Source organism: Duganella sp. CY15W, assembly GCF_009857555.1.
GTDB classification, from domain to species: Bacteria; Pseudomonadota; Gammaproteobacteria; order Burkholderiales; family Burkholderiaceae_D; genus Rugamonas; species Rugamonas sacchari.
In genome coordinates this window covers 414,205-436,286 of record NZ_WWCQ01000006.1, presented here as the reverse complement: position 1 = coordinate 436,286, position 22,082 = coordinate 414,205, and the positions used below count along the sequence as shown (strand labels likewise).

Genomic DNA, 22,082 nt, shown 5'->3' with positions numbered 1-22,082 from the left:
CCGTGAACAAATGGGAGAACCCCCAGCTGCTGGAGGAACACCGGCTGCCTCCGCACGCCTATTTCTTTGCCTATGCCGACGCCGAAACCGCGCGCAGCTTCGCGCGTGAACGCAGCCGCCGCTTCCTGTCGCTGAGCGGCATGTGGCGCTTCGCATATTTCGACCATCCGCTGCAAGTGCCGCCATCGTTTTACAGCGAATACATGGAGCGCTGGGGCGAGATCGAGGTGCCCGGCATGTGGCAGATGCAGGGCCATGGCCATTTGCAGTACACCGACGATGGCATGCCCTTCCCTGTCGATCCGCCTTACGTGCCGTCGTCCAATCCCACCGGCGCGTATCAATGCCGCTGGACGCTGGGACCGGAGTGGCGCGGCCAGCGTGTGGTGCTGCGCTTCGATGGCGTTGAAACCTACTTCGAAATCTATGTCAACGGCAGCTATGCCGGCATGAGCAAGGGCAGCCGGCTGGCGTCCGAGTTTGACATCACCGCCTTGCTCAACGAGGGCGAGAACCTGCTCAGCGTCCGCGTGCTGCAATGGGCAGATGCCAGCTACCTCGAAGACCAGGATATGTGGTGGACCGCTGGCATCTTCCGCGATGTCTACCTGATCGGCAAAGGCGCCATCCACGTGCAGGACGTCTGCGTACAAACCCGCTTTGACGATGCCTGCCGCGATGCCACGCTGGCCTGTACCATCGCCATCTCCGCCAACGCGGGCTGGCGCCTTGAATGGTCGCTCTACGATGGCGCGCGCCAGCTGCTGCAAGGCGGCGGCAAGGCATTGACCTGGGAAGCGAGCGTACCGGCGCCACGCCAGTGGAATGCGGAAGACCCATATCTGTATCGCCTCGAAATCAGCCTGTACGACGACGCCGGCGCCTTGCTGGAGGTGGTGCCGCTACGCGTCGGCTTCCGCGAGATCAGCGTGCAGGATGGCCTGATGTACGTGAACGGCCGCTATCTCAAGCTGCATGGCGTCAACCGTCACGACAACGACCAGTTGCGCGGCCGCGCCGTCACGATGGCGCGCGTCGAACAGGACATCGTGCTGATGAAGCAGCACAATATCAACTCGGTCCGCACGGCGCACTATCCCAACGATCCGCGCTTTTACGAACTGTGCGACCAATACGGCCTGTTCGTGATGGCGGAAACGGATGTCGAGACCCACGGTTTCGTCAACATCGGCAATCTGAGCCAGATCACCGATGATCCGGCATGGGAAGCCGCTTTTGTTGACCGCATTGAACGCCATGTGCACGCGCAGAAGAATCACCCCTCCATCATCATCTGGTCATTGGGGAACGAGTCCGGCTACGGCTGCAACATCCGCGCGATGGCGGCCCGCTGCCGCGAGATCGATCCCACGCGCCTGATCCATTACGAGGAAGACCGCGACGCTGAAGTGTGCGATGTCGTCAGCACCATGTACTCGCGCGTGCAGATGATGAATGCCTTCGGCGAGTACCCGATGCACAAACCGCGCATCCTGTGCGAGTACGCGCATGCGATGGGCAATGGGCCGGGTGGGCTGAGCGAGTACCAGGCCGTGATGGACCGCCATCCGCATCTGCAAGGCCACTATCTGTGGGAATGGTGCGACCACGCCATCCTGCAGCCGGATGTGCCAGGACGGCCGTTCTATGCCTTCGGCGGCGACTACGGCGATTACCCTAACAGCGGCAATTTCTGCTGCGATGGCCTGATCTACCCGGACCAGCGCCCCGGTCCCGGCCTGCGCGAATACAAGCAGGTCATCGCGCCAGTAAAAGTGCGCGCCATTGACGCTGCCGCTGGCCGGCTGGAAGTGGAAAACCGCTACTGGTTCAGCAGCCTCGATTGCATCACACTGCTGATTGAAACCAGGGAGGATGGCGAATCCCTGCGCGTACAGCGCGTTCCACTGCCGCCGCTACCGCCAGGACAGCGGCAGGAAATCCGCATCGCAGAACCGCCATCAGGCACGGGCCAGCGCTATCTGAACGTGCGCGTCATCCGCGATCAGGCGACTGCCTACAGCGCGGCCCAGCATGAACTGGCGGTGTACCAGTTTGCGCTGCCGTCGACGTCATCCTTGCCTGTGCGCGCGGTGGCCGAACCGCCAGTGCTGACAGAACATCGCCTCGACTACCGCATCGAAGGCCCTGGCTTCCATATGGTGTTCTGCAAGCTCACCGGCAAGCTCAAAGAATGGGTGGCCGACGGCATGCCGCTGCTCGCCCGCGCTCCGCAGCTGACGTTCTACAAACCCTGCATCGACAATCACAAACAGGAGAACGACGCCCTGTGGCTGCCGCAGCACCTGAACATCCTGCAGGAGCATTTGCGCGGCATGGAGGTGGTGCGCAATGGCGGCACGGTGGACATCATTGTCGACTGCCAGATCGCGCCGCCCATCCTCGGTTACGGCATGCGTTGCCGCTATCACTACCGGGTTGACGGCGCAGGCCAATTGCAGCTTACCTTGTCCGGCACGCCGTACGGCGGCTTCCGCGACATGATTCCCAAGATCGGCATGACACTGGGCGTCAACCGCTCGCTCGGGCAAGTCGAATACTTTGGCCGTGGCCCCGGTGAAAACTACCCGGACAGCAAGGCATGCAACATCATCGACCGTTACCGCAGCGCGGCTGCCGATATGTTCGAACATTACCCCAAGCCGCAAGACAACGGCAACCGCATGGACGTGATCTGGGCCACGCTGCACGATAGCCACGGCAAAGGCCTGCGCATCGACGCGCCGCAAGGCATCCACGTCAGCATATGGCCCTACAGCGCCGAGCAGATCGCAGCGGCACGGCACGACAACGAGCTGCGTGAAGATGATTACTGGACTGTGAACCTCGATCACAAGATCAGTGGCCTGGGCTCCAACTCCTGGGGTTCCGAAGTGCTGGACTCCTATCGCGTCTATCTGGAGCAGTTCAGCTATAGCCTGACCCTGTCACCGCTGAACAAGGAGAACGGCCAGTGATTATTCTGAACAGCGTGGACGAATTCCGCCAACGTTATCACTCCACGAAAAAATGGAACCGCTGCGTGGAGGCGATCAACAACCTGCCCGCCCTGATGCCCGGCGTATGCCATTCCATCGGCGACTCGCTGGTCTACCGCCTGGTTGACGGCAAAGCGCCCGCCACGGCCAGCTTCACCGGCAACCGGCGCTACGTCGAAATCCACTACTACCTGAGCGGCGGCAGCGAAACCGTGGCGTATGCGGCCAAGTCCTCGCTGGCCTGCCTTGCCCCCTACAGCGACGAGACGGACCGCGAGACGTTCAGCGGCGAGGCTACCGGACGGCACACCACCAGCCCCGGCCAGCTGCTGATCTTCGATAACGACTATGCCTACCAGCTGTCCGGTGCGGACCATCTGCGCAAGATGGTGCTGATGGTGACGATAGAAGGTGCGACATTCCACAATAAGTGAGCTGACCATGGCGACTTCCGGCAATACCAAAATTGGCCGCTTCATGCTGCTATCGATGGCCGTGGCGGCCATCTTCAACATCCGTAATGTCGTCAACAGCAATATCGCCATCGGCATGGTGGCGGTGCCCTCCTTCCTGTTTGCGACGGTGACCTTCTTCATTCCCTACGTGTTAATCATCGCGGAATTCGTCAGCCTGAATAAGGAGGCGAAATCCGGCATCTATCAATGGATACGTTCGTCGATGGGCGACAAATGGGCTTTCGTTGGCGCTTACTGCTACTGGTTTGTGAACCTGTTCTACTTCACGTCTGTGCTGCCCAATATACTGGTGTATGCGTCTTACGCCTGGCTGGGTCGCGAAGTGCAGATCTCGCCGCTGGCGACGGTGCTGTTATCGATCATGCTGTTCGCTTTCGCCACCTGGGTATCAACCAAGGGCGCGGCGTGGGTGGCGCGCGTGACCTCGATTGGCAGCTCGCTGGTGCTGGTAATGGCATTCGGTTTTGTGGCATTGAGCCTGGGCGACTGGATCGGCGGCGTCACGCCTGCAACGCCTGTCACCGTCAGCGCCATGACACCGGCCTTCAGCTGGGCCTTCATGGGCGCAATGGCGTGGATATTGTTTGCGGCCGGCGGCGCCGAATCGGTGGGCGTGTTCCTGAACGACGTACGCGGCGGCGCCCGCACCTTTGTCCGCACCATCGTGTTTGCCGGCCTGCTGATTGGCGCGCTGTATTCGGTATCGGCGCTGGTGCTGAACCTGTACGTTCCGGCATCGAAGCTAAGCTACTCCTCGGGCGTATTCCAGGTGTTCGGCGCCCTGGGCGCGCATCACCAGGTATCGCCGCTGCTGCTGAACCGCTTGGTGGGCGCCGTGATGCTGATTGGCTCCTTTGGTACGCTGATGGTGTGGACAGCGGCGCCAGTGAAAGCGCTGTTCTCCGAAATCCCGAAAGGCATCTTTGGCGAGCGCGCCATCGCGTTGAACCGCCACGACATGCCGGAGCGCGCAGCGTGGATACAGTTCTGCGTGGTCGTACCGCTGCTGGTGATACCGGCGGTGGGATCGTCGAACGTGAATCAGCTGCTGAATGTGGTCATCAATATGACAGCTGCCACGGCGCTGCTGCCGCCACTGATTATCATGGCGGCTTATTTCCATCTGCGCCTGCGGCTGGACCATCTGCCGCGCGACTTCCGCATGGGATCGCGCCGGGTGGGATTGGCGGTGACCAGCGTGCTGCTGGCCGTATTTGGCGTCGCCTTCATTGCCGCGATTTTCCCGGCGGACCAGAACCTGCTGCTCACGCTGGGTTACAACGTGGGCGGCGTGGTTCTGTTCCTGGGATGGGCCTTGTGGAAGTATCGCCAGTATGAACGCAGCCTGCTTACTTCCGAGCCTTTGCCGCAGCCTCGCGCGCGAGCATCAGCAGGTGCGCGGCACTCCAGCTGAAGTTGGTCGCTCCCTGCATATGGCCGGTCACGGGATTGTAGTTCTCCCGGATCGGCGCATCCCCCAGCAAACCCTCCGCACCTTGCACAAACCGCGTCGTCATGGCGTCAGCGTCGGCAGAACGGCCGTAGTTGCGCAGGCCCGCAGCGCCAAAGTACAGCTGGTCCAGCCACACCCTGCCACGCCAGTAGATCCCTGGATCGTACGATGGATTCGAGACTGCAGCAGTGGGCATCGGTACCGGTGTTGCGAATTCGGCGGGGTCCAGCATGTTGGCGATGACCGCATCGGCTTGTATTTTTTCCGCTGCACCGGCCCACAACGCAGTCCAGCCCTCCGGACCGCGGCCGCGCATGGTCAGCAGCTTGCCGCCCAGTTGGCGGTCGTAATAGAAGCCGCTGGCGGCGTCGAAAAAGCTGTCGTTAATCTGGGTGCGCAGGTGTGCGGCCTGTTCGCGCCAGACACGTGCTGCCGCCGCATCGCCCAGTTCCTGCGCGATGTCCGCCAGGATGAGCTTTTCGCGGTAGAGGAAGGCATTCAGGTCGACCGACTCCTGATCGATGGAATAACCCAGCAGCTTGCCTTTGCTGTCGCGGTTTTCGACGACGCCAACCTGCCAGTCACGCTGCGCGGCCGCCAGGTCACCGCCATGAACCTTGTCCGCATAACGTTGCAATGCAGAAGGCTCGATAAAGCCGAAACGCGCCGCATTGTCCATGCCGGATTCATAGCCGGCCGCCTGCTGCACATGAAGGCGCAGCTTGCCGTCGTCATTGTTGTGCAGCGGGTGCACGGTGGCGCCATATTCTGCCAGGCCGTTCTGGTCATGATCGCGGTTGCGATACCACCAGCGGTGATAGGCCTCCAGTTTGGGCCGCATCTCCTGCAGCCACGCGCGCTGGCGCGAGTGCTGGTAAATTTCCCACACCACCCACGCGGCCAATGGCGGTTTGGTATCGCGTTCGTTCCAGTTATCGCCATCGCCACCCCGCGCGGCATCGACGTTGTAGAAGACATTGTCCGGTAACATACCCTCGTCTTGCGGACGTATTTTGTCATCGGCCTTGATCTGATAGTCAAACAGCGCGCGCACCGTGTTGGCGGCCAGCGCCGGATCGATTGCGGCAAGGGCATAGGCCTGTTTCCAGGTGTCCCAGGTCCAGGCGCCGTTGAACCAGCGTGCGGTAGTAGATGGCACCATGGCGTCATGCAGGATGGCGCCGCGCGGCGCACGCCAGTTACCAATCAGCGTTTCCAGCGCTTTGGTGCTGAGCGGTGCAGCGGGAAGCCTGGCTTGCCACGCAGCCCAGCGGCGCTGATTTGCGGCGATCGCCTGCTCCGAGCGCGCCGGACTGGCCAGCAGCGACGCTGCGCCGGTATCTGCGGCAGCGCCGTCCAGCTGATAGCTGTAGGCGCTGTAGATGGTCTGCTCACGGCCAGCCGCCAGCAGCGGCAAATCGGCGTTGCTGTCGTAATGCTGACCGCTCACAGCATCCTGCGCACGCACGCTGCGCTCGATGCGATAGCGCGCATGGCCACTTGTCATCACATTGCTGGCATCGCGCACTTTGCCGAAGGTGATGCTGATGCCGGCGGCATCTTTCACCAGCGTCGGTTTCCACGCCGGCTGCTGGACCGCAATCGCGCCGGCCTCCTTGCCCTTGCCCCATTCCGCCATCAGGTCGCCCTGCCATTGCATACGCAACGACAACGGCTTATTCGACGTATTGCGCAAGCGGTAGCGCACCAGCGCGCTACTGGAACTGACGAAGTGCAGGTCCACGTCCAGCTGTAGCTCCGGCCAGACCAGGCGCTGGCTCAATACCCCGGGCCGGGAGGCACTGCTCCAGCGGGCCTGCTCCGGGTTAAAACTGTGACCGCTGCGGCGATCACTCAACGCCAGCCGCTCCAGTGCAGAGGCGATGTACAGGCTGTACTCCTCGGCGATCACCATTGGGCCGCTGAACGTACCGGCCAGCGCCTGCGTTTCCGGCAGCAGGTAGCCATGCCAGCTACCGGCATCGAACATCGGATTGAAGCGCTGGTTTTGTTCGGCATCGAAATCGCGCGCAGCGCCTGGCGTGCCATACCGGTTAATGGATGGAGCCTGCGCTTGGGCGCTCCAGGCGGCAGTACACGCCGCAATCAATATCAGGTTGCGTACAGATGAAGGCATAAGCGGGAATGAGATCGAGTTGAAGGAAGGGTAACACGATAAGGCCGGACGCTACACACGTCCGGCCCCGGATACATCAGAAGCGGTAAGACAGCGCGGCCGTGGCATTGCGCCCGAGGATAGGCCGTGCGTAGAACAGGCTGCCATTTGAACTTTGATTGAAGCCGCTACGTGGGTTGCCCTCGGTGAGGCCGATCTCGTTGGTCAGGTTGTTCACCTTGAGATTCAGCTTCCACTTCTTATCGAGGTTGATTTCCGCACCCATGTCGATCACATGGTAGGCAGGCAGCGCCAGCGCATTTTCAAAGTCGGCAAAGCGCTTGCCGATATGGCTGTAGACCAGGAACACATCGCCGAAGTCAAAGTGCACAGTCGGAATCAGGCGCACTTGCGTATTTGGCGTCCGCATCACCTGGTTGCCGTTCTGCTTGGCCTCTTCCGCGTTTGGATCAATGCCGTCGATGGTGGCTTTCTGCAGGGTTGCCACATACTCCAGCGAGAAGCGCTTGTGCAAGTTGACGACACCTTCCAGCTCCACGCCGGTGGACAGCGTTTTGACGAACACCTGGCGGAAGTTACCGGTAGCCTGGTCGGTTTCACCAAACGACAGGTTATCGAACTTGGTGTGGAACAGCGTCGCCGAGGTGGTCCAGAACGGCGAGATGTAGCGTACGCCCGCTTCGGTGAAACTCAACCGGCTGGCGCCATCGACAAAACTGTCGGTGCTGTACAAGGTCGGCATATTGGTGCCGCTGGCGTAGCGGCCATAGGTCGCCACGTGATCGTTGAAGGCGTAATTGAAACCGGCCGTGTACGACGCTTCCTTGATGGTCTTCTGCTTGCGCGTCCACACCCCGGTACCTGCACGGCGCATGTAGTTGTTGGCGATGATGTTGTCCTTGTCGGTGCCATCCGGATTCAGCGCGCCCGGAATGATTGCGCCACCGGTCAGACTATCGCCCGGCAGATCGTCGCCGGCAGCCTGCACGCCTTCGTCCTGCACGTCATAGCGTGCGACTTCGTAACGCACGCCAGCGTCAAGGCGCAGCTTGTCGCTCACCTTCCACTCATCATTGACGAAATAGGACAGCGACTTCATATCACCTTTGTGGCGCTCGTAGAAGTAGCCGTTGCGCAGCACGCCCTTGTCCGACAGGTAGCCGAGGATCTTGTTGCTGGCGTCGACCGCGACGATATCCAGACGGCTAGGCTGGTCGCGCACATCGGTGATGATGCGGGCGCCGTAATCGGAATCGTCATACAGCTTCTGCGACGCGAACAGGACGCCGGCCGTGAAGCTGTTCTTGCTATTCTCGTTGGTCACCGACAGCTTGTCGATGAAGTGGCCCAGGGAACGGAAGCGCGTCTCCGCCACAGCGTCTGTGGTGAAGCCGTTGCCATTCAGGGTCGATGGATCATTGATGATCTGGCCAGTGCCGGCATACGCCAGTTTCGCCGTACCGCCAAAACGCTTGAGCAATTCCGCCACATCACTGGATTGCTTGGGATCGAGGCGATTACTGGCGCGGACCAGATAGCTGTTCGGTCCATTGAACACGGAATGCGGCGCCACGTCATAGCGGGTATAGCGCGCATTGTTACGGAACGACCAGTCGCCACCCAGCTCATGCTGCAGGTCCGCGCCAAACACCTTGGCCAGCACGTGGAAGCCGGTATTGAGGTTGGTGTCGATCACGCCGTTAGTGGTCTGGTTGCGGATATGCGCGACATCCGGACCATCCAGCGAGCCGTAATGCGGATCGACGCCCGGCACGCCGGTGGGATTACCTGGATTGGTCAGCGGAATAGGCAGATAGAAGGTGTTGTGGTCATTGACGTATTTGGCCGACAGATTCAACTCGCCACCTTCCAGCTTGCGCGTCAGGTTCAGGCGGAACTGGCCGCCGTGGTCGGCGGTAATGCCGATAGGCCGAACGCCCTTGCCTTCGCGGTAGTAACCGCCCGCTGCGTAGGTCCAGTCATCGTTGATCGGTCCCGAATACACGCCTTCCGTGCGTACCATGCCGTAGTCGCTGACGGTGACCTTCACTTCGCCTTGCGGCTTCTGCGTGCCTTTCTGGCTGATGAAGTTGACGATGGCGGCCGGGCCGTTGGTCGACAGAATAGCCGAGGTTCCGCCACGAATCGCTTCAAAACGCTTGATGGTAACGTCCTCGCGCATCAACACGTCCACCAGTTCGCCGTCATAAATCACCGGCAGGCCGTCTTCCTGAAGGCTGATGAACTGGAATGCCGCGCCGCCACTCAGGCCGCGTGGCGACACATTATTCGATACCTCGCCGCCGGAGGCTTCCACCCACAAGCCGGGCACCTGCTGCAGCGAGTCGGCAAGACTGTGCGGCGCCAGCTTTTCCAGCTTGGCCTGGTCCACCGTGGTAATCGCCACCGACGATTCCAGCTTGGTACGGTTCCTGGCGGTGGTACCGGTCACCACGACTTCCGGCACGACCGCGCCCTTGTCGTTGACCGCCGCCGCTTCCGGTGCGGTTTGCGCCTGCGCGCCATGCATGGCTGCCAGCTGCGCCAGCGTCGCAACCGAAAGCGTCAGCCCTGTTTTTTGTCTCATCTGAGTCTCCTGATCTTTATCGTTATGATTACTGCCACTACACCGAGACAGGCCACATGGTCTGTTCCCGATAGCCGGTGGTGACCGGCAAATACCCACTGAATTGCGCATCGAGTTCGGCGTCGCCGCTATCGATACGCAGCACGCCACCGTACAGCGACATCAGCTTGTCCGGTGGCGCCAGCACATGCAGGCCGTGGCGGCCGGCCGCACGCAACAGGCGCGGCGAAATCTGCTGGTTTCCCCTTCCCAGCACCATTCCCTGCCCTCCTATCGGCGACAGCACCAGATGCAGCGATGCCTGCCAGTCGCCAGCCAGATCCTCCAACTCGCGGCGCGTGGCGTCACGCGCCAGCAAGGTGCCATCTCCCAGCACCGCATCCACGCCAAGCAAAGTCCCCTCGACGCCCAGCAGCGCCAGCAACGCCTGGGTGGTCGTGCCAGGCCCGATCAGGTAGAGCGAACGGGCTTCCATCCTTTCCGCAAAGCTGCGGGCGATGGCCATGCGCTGCGCACCGCTGCCGCTGACGTGACGGGCTTTACCACCCTGGGTCAGCGTCGGCGCCAGCGGGATTTGCAGGTACCCATACAAGCACGGCGAGATCTCGCCGCTGCGCAGTGCATCTTCGTCCAGGTCCATCACCTCGGCATCGGCACATACCGCCAGACCGTTTTGTTGCAACTGGCGGAGCAGCAGCCCTGCCGCCGTCGGGTGGTTGGCAAACACCGCCGACTGCATCTTGACGCCAGCCGGCAGCCCCAATACAGGCAGGCGGCCCACTGCGCCAGTGTCATGCAGACCATCCAGCACATCGCGTGCCGTGCCGTCGCCGCCGGCGAACAGCAGCAGATCAATACCCATTCCGGCCAGGATGCCACTGGCGCGGCGCGTGTCCGCTGCTTGCGACGGCTCGCTGACCGGCACCACGGCGCTGGCCTGCAAGCCTGCCGTCTGCAACGCAGTCCACCCCATGGCGCCATCGGCGGTATACCAGTCGATGGCGCGTGCCGCTTCGCCGCAGGCCGCAAACATGGCAGCCAGACGTGCGGGCACTTGCGGCAGGCTGTGCGCGGCAAGCGCCGCCTGCACACTGCCGGCGCCGTCCGAGCCCTTGAGCCCTGCCGGGCCGCCGATACCGGCCCAGGGATTGGCCACCAGTCCTATCTTCATGCCAGTCCGCGCTCGCCCAGCTTGCGTTGATAGGCACGCCAGGTGATGCCCCAGCGCTCCGGATCATCCAGCATCTCGCCTTGCACGCGATGTACGGGGCAGTTATGCGGCGCGGTCTTCACCAGCGCCGGATTGCTGCGCGCCTCGCCAGCGATATGGCGCATCACACTGATGAATTCATCCAGATCGGCACGCGAATACGACTCGGTCGGTTCGATGGTGGCGGGTTCCGGCACCAGATAGGGGTGGTGGCTGGTCCAGTAATGGACGCCAAAGTCGGCCGCGCGCAGGCCGATTTCTTCCGACGTCACACCGGTCGCTTCGGTTAGCGCGGCCCAGCTGTAGCGTACTTGTTCGATACGGCGCTTGCCCGGTGCGTACGGTGCAGCCATGCCGTCGATCTTCAACAGCTCGTGCATCATGTAGTTGTTATTGAGGACCGCAATTTCGGACACCGTCTTCAGACCTTCCGCGCCCAGACTCATAACCCAGGCATAGGCGCGCAACATGATGGACGCCGCGCCGGCAAAGCTGCTGATCTTGCCGATGGACTGCTGCGCGCCGCTCACCAGCTGATAACGGCCCTCCTTGCTACGCACCAGAGGACCGGGCAGGAATGGCGCCAGCGCCGCAGTGCAGCACACCGCGCCGACAGCGGGACCACCACACGCATGCGGCGTGGCGAAGGTCTTGTGCAGGTTGAAGTGGCACAGGTCGAAGCCCGCTTCCCTTGCGCGTGCAATGCCCAGCAGCCCGTTGGCATTGGCCTGGTCATACACGCACAGGCCACCCACCGCGTGCACCGCGTCCACAAACTCACGTATGCGGCTGTTGAAGATGCCGGTATCTTCAGGATTCGTGATGACCAGTGCTGCCGTGCGCGGCGACACTGCTGCCTTCAGCGCTGCCAGGTCGGGATAGCCGTCCGCATCCGGGTAAATCGTAATCACCTTGTAACCTACCAGCTTGGAGCAGGCCGCATCGGACGGATGCGAGAAGATGGTGGTAATCACCTCATCGCGCTGCCCTGCTTCGCCGCGGCTCTCATGCCAGGCGCGCACCATGGACATATTGGCGAAGATGGCTTGCGATCCGCCGCGCGGCTGCAGCGACACCGCATCCATGCCGGACACTTCGCACATCACGCCTTCCAGCTTGTCGATCACTTCCAGCATGCCCTGCACGCTGCTGTCCGGCTGGCGCGGATGCAGTTCCGCCATGCCCGGCTGACGCGCCAGCTGGTCGTTGATCTTCGGGTTGTACTTCATCGTGCAGGTACCCTGGCCAACATCGACATTAAGGTCAGCGCCCAGATTTTCCTGCGACAGCCGCAGATAATGCCGCAGCACGCGGTTCTGCGACATCTCCGGCAGCGCCGGTGCCTGCTGGCGCAGCATGGACGCCGGCAGGCCCGCCAGCGGCTGGCCTGCCGCCCGCACGATGTCCGGCTCCACTTCCGGCACCAGAATGCCGCGTTCACCCGGCTGGCTCAATTCAAAAATAACCGGTTCGTCCCAGCGCGCCTGATGGTAGCGGCGCATCTGCTGTTTGCGGTGGGTGGCGATGTTATCCATGGCGTTCATTGTTGGAGGACTTTCTCAAGCGTTGCGCACAGCAGGTCGATGTCTTCCTGCGTGTGGACTTCGGAAAAGGCGTACAAGGCCGACTGGCCCAGCGCGGGGAAAGCGGTGCTCAGGTCATGGCCGCCAAACATGCCCTGCTGCTGCAAGGCGGCGTTGATGGCCGCCACCGGCAGGCCGGTGCCATCGAAGTTGACGACGAACTCGCGGAAATGGCAGCTGCCGGCATGCGTCACGCGTACACCTGGCAACCGCGCCATGCGCTGTCTGGCGTATGCAGTGCGCTGGGCGATGCCGGTCGCCAGCTCGGTCATGCCTTGAGGCCCCATCAACGCCAAATACACGCCAGCGGTAATGCCCCACAGGGCGGCGGCGGTGCCAACGAATTCGTTGCCGTTCTCGCGCTTGTCGAACGAGGTACGGCTGTAGGCGACGTCGCCAAAGCCATATTCACCGGGTACGTTGGTCGGCACGATGCCGAACAGACGCGATGGATATTGCATGACGATGGCCGGATCATCGTGACTGGCGATGAAGCCGCCCTGCCCGCCGCCGTAATTCATGTGCATGCCCAGCGGCTGAATGTCGCCGCAGACGATGTCGGCGCCGTAGCTGGCAGGTGTCGCCAGCACGCCCAGCGAGGTCGGGTCAACGCCAACGATGAACAGCGCGCCCACCGCATGCGCAGCAGCGGCCAGCGCGGCGCCATCGTCTATGGTGCCGAGGAAGGATGGGATATCGACGTACAGCGCGGCGGTCTGCTGGTCCAGCGTGCGCGCTACGGTGGCCAGGTCCAGCAGGCCGGTTTGTGCGTCGAACGGTACCGTTACAAAATCCAGATCGGCACGGCCATAGTTGACCATCACGGACAGCTTGTCCGGATTGATGTGGCCCGCGACGACCACGCGGCGCCGGCCGGTGTGACGACCAGCCATGCGTACCGTGGTGGCAGCGGCCTGCATGCCGTCGTAGACCGGGACGTTGACGACATCCATTTCCAGCAAGGCGCCCATCATGCTGCAGTACTCGAACAGGGCCTGGAAGCGGCCATGGTCGTCATACGGCTCGCCCGCATAGGCGGTGGCGAACTCGCTGCGGCCATTGATCTCGTCGCACACCGCCGGTACATGATGCTGGTAGCAACCGCCGCCGAGGAAGCTCAATTGCGCCGCGCAGTGGGTGTTCTTGCGCAGCAGGCCTTCCACGTGGCGCTTGAGGCGCGCTTCCGACATCAGCGGCGCAGGAATCGCCAATGGCGCCTGCATGCGCAGCGCAGCGGGGATATCGGCAAAGAATTCTTCGGTACTGGTGGCGCCCACGGCATGCAGCATGGCGTCACGGACGGCGGGCACTGAGTTGGGGATGTAGGGGTGGATGAACGGCTTAGCAGATTCCATGTCGTTTCCTGTTGATCGGGTTCGGATACCCAATCTTGTAGGAGCGAAATAACATTGACAAATGATCAGTATGCATGCGATACATTAGAAAATTTCATGCATGGAGTACGCTGTGGTCCATTCTTCCAGTCTGTTGAGGCAGTTAAAAACGTTTGAGGTCACCGCACGGCACATGAGCTTTACCCGTGCCGCCGACGAGTTATGCATCTCCCAGGCGGCAGTCAGCCACCAGATCAAGACGCTGGAGGATGCGCTGGAAATCAAGCTGTTCAAGCGCATGACGCGCGCCATCACGCTGACGGCGGAAGGGGCGATCTTGCAGCGCAATCTGGTCGATGCCTTTGGCCGCATCGACCGCGTGCTGACACAGCTGGCCCAGGGCGAAGGCCGCGCGCGCCGGCGTCTGACCGTGGCGGTCACGCCGGCTTTCAGCTCGCGCTGGCTGGTCGGGCGACTGGACCGCTTCTTGGCCGCGCACAGCCAGCTCGAAGTGCGGCTGGTGCACACGGTGATGCATACCGATCTGGGACGGGACAGCATCGACCTGGCGATCCGCTGGGGCGATGGCAAATGGCCGGGCGTGGAGTGCGAGCGGCTGTTCGGCACCGAGCTGCTGCCCGTGTGTTCTCCCGCGATGTTGAAAGACGGCCCGCCCTTGCTGGCGCCGTCCGACCTGGCCCACTACACCCTGCTGCACGAAGACAGCTGTGATGATTGGGAGCGCTGGTTTGAGCAGGCGGGCCTGGCGCCGTCGCTGGCATTGCGCGGTCCACTCATCGACGACAGCAACGCCCTGATGCAGGCGGCGCTGAACGGCCAGGGCATCGCGCTGGGCCGCGCAGTATTGATCGACGATGACCTGCGCCGCGGCACGCTGGTCAGCCCATTCAGCCAGACGCTAACTGCGCAAGGCGCGTACTACATGTGCTGGCGCCCTACCCGCAGCGAACAGGAAGCGTTGACGTGGTTCTCCGACTTTCTGCGCGCAGAAGCACATGCGCAGGAGGCGGAATCTTCGCTATAATCATTGCCATAAAAGCACACAAAACCAAGGGAGTGTCATGCTGGACGGTCGTCACTGGGAGATCTTTAACGTCGTACTGTTTTACGCTGTTGGCGGACTGTTTCTATTTGCCGCCTACCGAAATAAAGCCAGGCAGCAGCGCCAGTTGCCAGTAAAGCTGCACTACCTGTTCGCGCTGTACACGTTTTTGTGGGGGACCTCGTGGCTGCTCCACCTGTGCGGTTTTCCCAAACTGGACGAAGCATTTAAAGCGGCTGGCGCGGTCGTCGCCGTCGTCAATGGGGTGGCGTGGTTACGCTACATCCTCAAGGATCGCCACGCCGCCTGAGCCCTCAGCCAAGATCGCCATAGGCGCCGGCTACGACGACAACATAGCCATTTGGATCGCGTAGCCAGACCTCCCTGTGGTTGGCATTGGTGTTGACCTTGGGGCCTTCCAGCACCTGCGCGTTTTGCGCCGTGACGCGCTGCATGAACGCGTCGAATTGATCCGTCTGGAACCACAGCAGCACGCCATTGCCGCGCGATGGCTGCTCCGGATTGCCGATGTGAGGATGATGATGCGCGTCCCAATGATGCAGTTGCATCACCATGCGGCCATCATGCATCAGCTGATCGTAGTCACTGCCGCCATGGCCACTTTCCAGACCCAGCACCGCCTGGTACCAGGCACTGGTTGCGGCGACATCATGGGTGGCGATGAGTGGTTGTGGATGCATGGTATGAGTCCTTTCTAGACATGACTGGCGGCGAGCCAAAGAAGCCCCACGACGACAGGCGTAGCATTTTGCTGAAAAATTTACACATTATCACGGCAAGTCAGGCGATCCTGTTTTATCGAACCGCACTAAACAAGCCGGCTGCTTCAAGCTCTTGGTTGCTACTGAACTGTGTTCACTGCAAAATGTTGTGATGAGCCTTACGACCTTCGCCCGCCATGCCATTCTGCTCGCCTGTGCCTTGACGGCGCCGGGGCTGGCCGGCGCGCAATCGTATGCACCTGAGTACTTTGTGCAGTTTCAGGCGGGGACGGCGATGGAAATGGTGTCTCGCCTGCCCGGCTTCGTGTTCGACGGCGGAAATCCCTCACGCGGTTCGGCCGGCAATGTGCTAATCAACGGCAAGCGCCCCACTTCCAAAACGGAGCCGCTGGGTGATCTGCTGGGACGGATTCCCAAGATCGGTGTTGAGCGCATCGATGTCATTAACGGTGGCGCCAGCGGCATTGATATGCAGGGCTTTGCCAGTGTCGCCAATCTGATCCTCAAGCCGATGGATCTGGTGTCGGCATCGGCCACCGCATCCAGTTCGGTGATGCCGGATGGGAGTCTGGAGCCCTCGCTGGAAGGTAGTTACAGCCTCAAACGCGGCGACAAGAACCTCAACCTAGCACTGGGCTGGCGACGTTCGCCGGACTTCTCGCAAGGCGAAGGACGCCGCACAACCTTGTACACCGCGCCTACCCCCATCGCCGAGGTGGCGATCAAAGGCGCCGGCATCTCCGACAATAAATCGCTCAAACTGACTTACGGACAGGATGTGCTGGACGGCCAGTTGACCTGGAACGGCGGGCTGGCGCCGTGGTCTTATCAATCCCTGATCCGCAATGACGGCGCGACGCCCTCGCTCAACTTCAACAACAACACCGGCCGCACGCTGGAGCAAGGCCTTGCCTACTCGCGCGAACTGGCGCCCGGTACCAGCATGGATCTGAGAGCGCTGTACCGGACCGCCGATATTGCTACCGACTCGGCGTCCGGCCCTGACAGCAGCGCTTCCCACGGCCGTTCAACCAGTACGGCCAGCGAGAAGGTATTGGCCGGTGAACTCAGCTGGCAAGCGCTGGATGGCGTGGTGATACGCGGTGGCCTGGAACGCGCCGTCACCGCCAACGACAACAGCAATACCTCGCAGGTCAACGCGCAGGCCATCGCAGTTCCCACCGGTAGCGCGTGGGTGCAGGAGTCGCGGGTCGAAGGCCAGCTGTCTTCCGCATGGCAGGTGGATAGTTCGCTGAGCGCCGAGGCAGGCGTGAAGATCGAACATTCCTCGCTGAGCACCAGCGCCAGCCAGACGGAGGGCAAGGCCTACGTTTATCCCAAGCCGCGTCTGCGCGTATCGCTATCGCCCTCGCCGGCACTGCAATTACGCCTGCGCCTGGAACGCGAAATCAGCCAGATCAACTTTGGCGACGCAGCTGCCTACTTTGGCATTGGCGACAAAGCGCTGCGGGCCGGCGTGCCGGATGTGGTGGCGGCCAAGACCTGGCTGTGCGAAGGCGCGCTGGAATACCGTTTCTGGGAACGTGGTCTTGCCACGCTGAGTTATACGCAGGCCCACATCAGTGACCTTATCGACCGCATGCCGATCCGCACCGCAAACGCCACCTACGATGTCGCCGGCAACGTCGGCGAGGCGAGTGCGGACAACATCACGGGCATGTTGAACCTGCCCACAGACAGCTGGTCCCTGCCGCAGGGGCAGCTCAAGCTGTCGACCACCTGGCGTTCATCCTCCGTCACCGATGCCACCACACTGGCGCCGCGCCGCCTGTCTGGCGAGCAGCCGATGGCGTGGCGCGTGGAGTTCTCGCAGGACCTGCCGCAGCAACGGACGGCATGGGGCTTTTCCGTCGATAACGGCTGGAGCAACGATAGCTGGCAGGTCGCCGAGCGCGATACCAGCAGCGGTTCGGCGTGGGCACGGGCTTTCGTCAACTACCGTCCCGCATCGAACCTGATGGTGACGCTGGAGCTGAACAACCTCGCCAGCCGTGTGATTACCTATGACCGCGCGCACTATGCCGGCGGTGATCGCCTGGCGGGTGGCGTCGATTTCGTCGAACACAATAGCACCCGCACGCAGCCATTTGCCATGCTGCGCGTGCGCCGCGACTGGTAATACGCTTAGCGCCTCACCAAGCTGCCGATGCCGAGCCCAGGCTCGATGCAGGCCGCGTCCACGCCATGGGGACGCCTTCGATGATGGCCGGCGGATGGTAGCGGCGTGCGGGTCCCCATTCGGTTTGCTCTAGCTGTGGTGCGTAGTCAGCGTCGCTGGTGGCAGCCAGCGGTGGAGAGGCCGCAGGCGTCTGTGTAGTCATCAGCAGTTGGGCAGTGCGCGCGAGCGACAGGCGGGCCTGTTGAACGCGTCCGTCGTTGAGGCGAGAAATCAAGGCCCGCACTACGGCAGCGGCAATCAGGTAACCGGTGGCGTGGTCCAGTGCCTGCACGGGCAGCGGCACAGGTTTGCTCGCCCCCTGCTGCCGCATGCCGTGATCGGCGATGCCGCAGCTCATTTGCACCAGACTATCGAAGCCACGGCGGCCAGCCAGCGGGCCGGTCCAGCCGTAGGCATCCAGCGCGACGTCGATGAGCGAGGGATTGCGCTGGCGACGATATTCCTCGCCATAGCCCAGACGTTCCAGTGCCGCCGGACGGTAGCCGTGGACCAGTACATCAGCTTCGGCGAGCAGCTTTTCAAACCTGGCGCGGTCAGAGGCCTGCGTCAGATCCAGTCGCGCGCAGCGCTTGCCGAGCGTGACTTCCGGGATCACGCCGGGTTCGTTCCAGCCTGGTGGATCGATGCGCAAAACATCGGCGCCATAACCGGCCAGGAAGCGCGTCGCCACCGGGCCGGCCAGCACCCGCGTCAGGTCCAGCACTTTGAGTCCTGCGAGGGGCCGGCTTGCCGTCCAGGCCCACTCACGGCGCCCGCTGGCCTGTGCATGGGAGCTGAACGCAATCAGCGGTTCGGCGGCGACTGCGCGGCCTTGCGGGTGCGCCTGCCATGCGGCCATGGAGCGCATCATTGCGGCGCAGCCGCCGTGTGCCACCACGGCTTCCTCAAGTTCCTGCGCGCGCCAGCCGGCGACAGTGCGGGCGACGGCTTCACGGTCGTCCGCGCAGCCTAAGGCAGCCAACGCGGCCAGGCGATGATGCGGCGCATTGGTGTGCAGGCGTATCCAGCCATCGGCAGTCGCATAGTCCCCGGCAATCGCGTCCCACAGCGGCGGACGTTCCCAGCTAACCGGTTGAATCGACCAGCTGAACCACATGGATGCCAGCCGCTGATCCACCGTGACGCCAGCGGGTGCCCGGCCCTGCGCGGCCATCAACTGCTGCACTGCCAACGCCGCCGTGGCGACCGAAGCCGCTGCCAGCCCGGTGGTCGCAAACCAGGACGGCAGCTCGCCCTGCCCGGTGATCTGAACGGCGTCCAGCGCCGAGGAAGGCAGGTCCAGCGCCGACCAGGCGGCATCGAGCAGGTGATAAGACATAAGCACTCCGAATCAGTTATCCTTGAACACAGCTTAGGACCGCTGGTCCGGTAGCGTCAATCTTGACTTGATGTGTCAACATAGGAAGCCCCATGGTCTGGATGACCGCCGCAGAAGCCCTGGATATGCTCAACGTTCGCCCGCAAACGCTGTACGCCAACGTCAGCCGGGGCAAGATACGCGCGAAAGCGGATGACAACGATCCCCGCCGCAGCCTGTATCACCGTGACGATGTGCTGCGCATGGCACGCCGCGCGAACGGGCGGCGCAAGGTGGAAACCGTGTCCACGCAAACCATGCAGTATGGCGACCCGGTGCTGCCCTCATCGATTTCCACAATCGCCGACGGCCGTCTGCTCTATCGCGGACACGATGCCGCGACCCTGGCCGATACCGCCAGCCTTGAAGATATCGCCGCCTTGCTATGGGAAGGCAAGCCAGCAGAAACGCACTACGCAGAGCCGGCCGCCAATGGTAGTCCACTGGAAGCTGGCCTGCTGGCACTTGCCCGCCTCAGCGCACATGACGCGCCATCGCTGGGCCGTCCGATCGATGAACTGCGGACGGAAGCGGCCAGCGTACTCGCAACATTGGTCGATGCGATGGTGGGCCGCCAGCCAGGGTACATCAGCCAACGCCTCGCTTGCGCATGGCACGCCGACGCACATGAAGACCTGATCCGCCGCGCCCTCGTACTCATGGCCGACAACGAACTCAATGCCTCCACCTTTGCCACCCGCGTCGCCATCTCGACCGGCGCGTCGCTGGCGGCCGGTGTGCTGGCCGGTTTCACCACGCTGACGGGACCACGGCATGGCGGCGCAACGGCGGAGTTTGCGCGGCTGATTGAACAGGCCCGGCGTCACGGCGCAGACCAGGCCATGCGCGACTGGCTCGCCAGCGGACAGCCCCTGCCCGCGTTCGGCCATCCGCTGTATAGCGACGGCGATCCGCGCGCCAGGGCGTTGATCAAACTGCTACCGGAAATACAACCACATGCAGCATTGGCCGACGCCGCCGAAAAACAGGCCGGCGAGCTGCCCAATATCGATTACGCCCTGTCGCTGCTTACCGCTGCCTGCGGCTTGCCGAAAGATGCGCCCTTCATATTGTTTGCGGTGGGTCGCTGCGTCGGCTGGCTTGCCCACGCGCTGGAGCAGGTGCAAGCCAACCGTCTGATACGGCCACGGGCCAGCTACACCGGCCCGGCAGCCATCAACGCAGGAATTTATTGATAGTGGCCATGGTGGCCATGTCGGGATTCATGAACTGGAAGCCGATTTTAAAATGGTCACCGCTGAAGATGCAGTAGTTGACCCGCGAGCGGCAAGTCAGCACTTGCGCCTTCCCTTCCACGAACAGCTCGAACGACACCGTGCCGATGTCGCCAGTCCCCAGCTTATGGTCAAAGTTGAGCGACAGGCCGCTGGCGCTGATGTCCAGGGTGCGCCCTTGCTTGGGAGGCATGCCATCCATCACCACAACTGCTTTGGAGCGCACGATCTTACGCGCGCCAGACCTTTGATCGACTAACAATTTCTTGTCCTCTTAGTTACGCAAAATGCACTATTAACGATTACAACACATAACAATACATCGTTATTGGATTTCGCGCAGCTTATTGAAGGCATCATCGATACGATCCACCCCAATAATGGTCATTCCTTCGATCGGCTGCTTGGGCGCATTCGCGGTCGGGATCATCGCAATCGAGAAGCCCAGCTTGGCGGCCTCGCGCAAGCGCTCCTGGCCACGCGGCGCCGGCCGGATCTCGCCCGCCAGGCCCACTTCGCCAAACACCACGAAGCCGCTTGGCAGCGCCTTGTTGCGCATTGAAGAATTAATCGCCAGCAGCACCGCCAGGTCGACCGCCGGCTCGCTGATCTTGACGCCGCCGACGGCGTTGATGAACACGTCCTGGTCAAACGCCGCAATACCAGCGTGACGGTGCAGCACCGCCAGCAACATTGCCAGCCGATTTTGCTCCAGGCCGACCGACAGGCGGCGCGCGTTAGGCAGATGGCTGGCATCGACCAGCGCCTGGATTTCCACCAGCAGCGGCCGCGTGCCTTCCTGCGTCACCATCACGCAGGAACCGGGCACCTGGTTGTCATGCTGCGACAGGAAAAGGGCCGACGGATTGGACACCCCTTTCAGCCCCTTCTCCGTCATCGCAAACACGCCCAGCTCATTGACAGCGCCGAAACGGTTCTTGATGGCGCGCACCAGGCGGAAGCTGGAATGGTTGTCGCCCTCAAAGTACAGCACGGTATCGACAATGTGCTCCAGCACGCGCGGGCCGGCCAGCGCGCCTTCCTTGGTCACGTGGCCGACCAGGATGATGGTCACGCCGGTCTGCTTGGCGGCGCGGGTCAACTGCGCTGCGCATTCGCGCACCTGGGCCACCGAACCGGGCGCGGAACTCAGCGCATCGGAATACAGCGTCTGGATGGAGTCGATGACCGCCACTTCCGGCTTCAGGTCCGCCAGCGTCCCCAGGATTTTTTCTAGCTGGATTTCCGCCTGCAGTTTCAGATCGCGCGCATCGATATTCAGGCGCTTGGCGCGCAAGGCAATCTGCGCCCCCGACTCCTCGCCGGAGACGTACAGCACCTTCTTCAAATGCGACAGATTGGCCAGTGCTTGCAGCAGCAGTGTCGATTTGCCGATGCCGGGATCGCCGCCGATCAGCACCACGCCGCCCGCGACCAGGCCGCCGCCCAGCACGCGGTCAAATTCCTCGATGCCGGTGCCAAAGCGCGGCACATCGAGCGCATCGATATCCGCCAGCGACAGCACCGGCGCGGTCTGCGCCAGCGCCATGTGCGCCGGTTGGGAGTAACGGTTATTGCCGCCCGACTCCACCACCGTCTCCACCATGGTATTCCACTGATGGCAGGACGAGCACTGGCCAGTCCATTTATTGGCGGTGGCGCCGCATTCGTTACAGGTGTAGTTGGTCTTTGCCTTGACCATGCG

At 62.2% G+C, this 22,082-nt stretch carries 16 protein-coding genes; 7 read left to right on the top strand and 9 right to left on the bottom strand.

The features are described from left to right. The first annotated feature begins 2 nt into the window (after nucleotides 1–2). The 3 genes from ebgA to GTP58_RS26780 are packed head-to-tail and all read left to right on the top strand — an operon-like array spanning nucleotide 3 to nucleotide 4,889. Nucleotides 3–2,978 (top strand): beta-galactosidase subunit alpha, encoded by a 2,976-nt coding sequence (ebgA, locus tag GTP58_RS26790; protein WP_161080055.1) that lies wholly within the window; start codon nucleotides 3–5, stop codon nucleotides 2,976–2,978. Then, on the top strand, nucleotides 2,975–3,433 hold the full coding sequence (locus GTP58_RS26785) for a beta-galactosidase subunit beta (RefSeq protein ID WP_161080054.1): 459 nt from the start codon (nucleotides 2,975–2,977) through the stop codon (nucleotides 3,431–3,433). Before ebgA ends, GTP58_RS26785 begins: the two co-directional genes overlap by 4 nt. Nucleotides 3,434–3,440: 7 nt before the next feature. Next, nucleotides 3,441–4,889 (top strand): amino acid permease, encoded by a 1,449-nt coding sequence (locus GTP58_RS26780; RefSeq protein WP_161080053.1) that lies wholly within the window; start codon nucleotides 3,441–3,443, stop codon nucleotides 4,887–4,889. On the opposite strand, the gene GTP58_RS26775 is transcribed toward GTP58_RS26780, so the two are convergent. From GTP58_RS26775 to gcvPA, 5 genes are all read right to left on the bottom strand, one after another. Next, nucleotides 4,825–7,065: a trehalase family glycosidase gene (locus tag GTP58_RS26775; RefSeq protein ID WP_161080052.1), complete on the bottom strand. Its 2,241-nt coding sequence runs from the start codon at nucleotides 7,063–7,065 to the stop codon at nucleotides 4,825–4,827. The genes GTP58_RS26780 and GTP58_RS26775 overlap by 65 nt on opposite strands. Nucleotides 7,066–7,141: 76 nt before the next feature. After that, nucleotides 7,142–9,652 (bottom strand): TonB-dependent receptor, encoded by a 2,511-nt coding sequence (locus GTP58_RS26770; protein WP_161080051.1) that lies wholly within the window; start codon nucleotides 9,650–9,652, stop codon nucleotides 7,142–7,144. Nucleotides 9,653–9,689: 37 nt separating this feature from the next. Beyond that, the gene (locus tag GTP58_RS26765; RefSeq protein ID WP_161080050.1) at nucleotides 9,690–10,823 is read right to left on the bottom strand and encodes an ATP-NAD kinase family protein; all 1,134 of its coding nucleotides are present in this window, start codon (nucleotides 10,821–10,823) and stop codon (nucleotides 9,690–9,692) included. Then, entirely contained in the window at nucleotides 10,820–12,406 is a 1,587-nt protein-coding gene (gene gcvPB / locus GTP58_RS26760) for an aminomethyl-transferring glycine dehydrogenase subunit GcvPB (protein WP_161080049.1), read from the bottom strand. The genes GTP58_RS26765 and gcvPB overlap by 4 nt, the downstream gene beginning before the upstream one ends. Further along, nucleotides 12,403–13,800: an aminomethyl-transferring glycine dehydrogenase subunit GcvPA gene (gene gcvPA / locus GTP58_RS26755; protein ID WP_161080048.1), complete on the bottom strand. Its 1,398-nt coding sequence runs from the start codon at nucleotides 13,798–13,800 to the stop codon at nucleotides 12,403–12,405. The genes gcvPB and gcvPA overlap by 4 nt, the downstream gene beginning before the upstream one ends. 100 nt (nucleotides 13,801–13,900) lie before the next feature. Between gcvPA and gcvA the strand changes: the two genes are divergently transcribed. Together gcvA and GTP58_RS26745 are read left to right on the top strand one after the other, a co-directional pair. Next, complete coding sequence (gene gcvA / locus GTP58_RS26750; protein ID WP_255490770.1) at nucleotides 13,901–14,824, top strand: transcriptional regulator GcvA; 924 nt, start codon at nucleotides 13,901–13,903, stop codon at nucleotides 14,822–14,824. A gap of 37 nt (nucleotides 14,825–14,861) precedes the next feature. Continuing rightward, nucleotides 14,862–15,152, top strand: a complete 291-nt coding sequence (locus tag GTP58_RS26745; protein WP_161080046.1) for a hypothetical protein — start codon at nucleotides 14,862–14,864, stop codon at nucleotides 15,150–15,152. Nucleotides 15,153–15,156: 4 nt separating this feature from the next. On the opposite strand, the gene GTP58_RS26740 is transcribed toward GTP58_RS26745, so the two are convergent. Continuing rightward, entirely contained in the window at nucleotides 15,157–15,543 is a 387-nt protein-coding gene (locus tag GTP58_RS26740) for a VOC family protein (RefSeq protein WP_161080045.1), read from the bottom strand. 193 nt (nucleotides 15,544–15,736) lie between these two features. Between GTP58_RS26740 and GTP58_RS26735 the strand changes: the two genes are divergently transcribed. Beyond that, entirely contained in the window at nucleotides 15,737–17,725 is a 1,989-nt protein-coding gene (locus tag GTP58_RS26735) for a TonB-dependent siderophore receptor (protein WP_161080044.1), read from the top strand. A gap of 13 nt (nucleotides 17,726–17,738) precedes the next feature. Here GTP58_RS26735 and GTP58_RS26730 read toward each other — a convergent pair whose 3' ends face one another. After that, nucleotides 17,739–19,103 carry a CoA transferase gene (locus tag GTP58_RS26730; protein ID WP_161080043.1) on the bottom strand — a complete coding sequence of 455 codons (1,365 nt, stop codon included), beginning with the start codon at nucleotides 19,101–19,103 and terminating at the stop codon, nucleotides 17,739–17,741. 92 nt (nucleotides 19,104–19,195) lie between these two features. Here GTP58_RS26730 and GTP58_RS26725 point away from each other — a divergent pair, with 92 nt between their 5' ends. Further along, nucleotides 19,196–20,338, top strand: a complete 1,143-nt coding sequence (locus tag GTP58_RS26725) for a citrate synthase family protein (RefSeq protein ID WP_161080042.1) — start codon at nucleotides 19,196–19,198, stop codon at nucleotides 20,336–20,338. Here GTP58_RS26725 and GTP58_RS26720 read toward each other — a convergent pair. Further along, entirely contained in the window at nucleotides 20,319–20,639 is a 321-nt protein-coding gene (locus GTP58_RS26720) for a PilZ domain-containing protein (RefSeq protein WP_161080041.1), read from the bottom strand. The genes GTP58_RS26725 and GTP58_RS26720 overlap by 20 nt on opposite strands. A gap of 63 nt (nucleotides 20,640–20,702) precedes the next feature. Next, the gene (gene radA, locus GTP58_RS26715; RefSeq protein WP_161080040.1) at nucleotides 20,703–22,079 is read right to left on the bottom strand and encodes a DNA repair protein RadA; all 1,377 of its coding nucleotides are present in this window, start codon (nucleotides 22,077–22,079) and stop codon (nucleotides 20,703–20,705) included. Nucleotides 22,080–22,082: the final 3 nt, after the last annotated feature.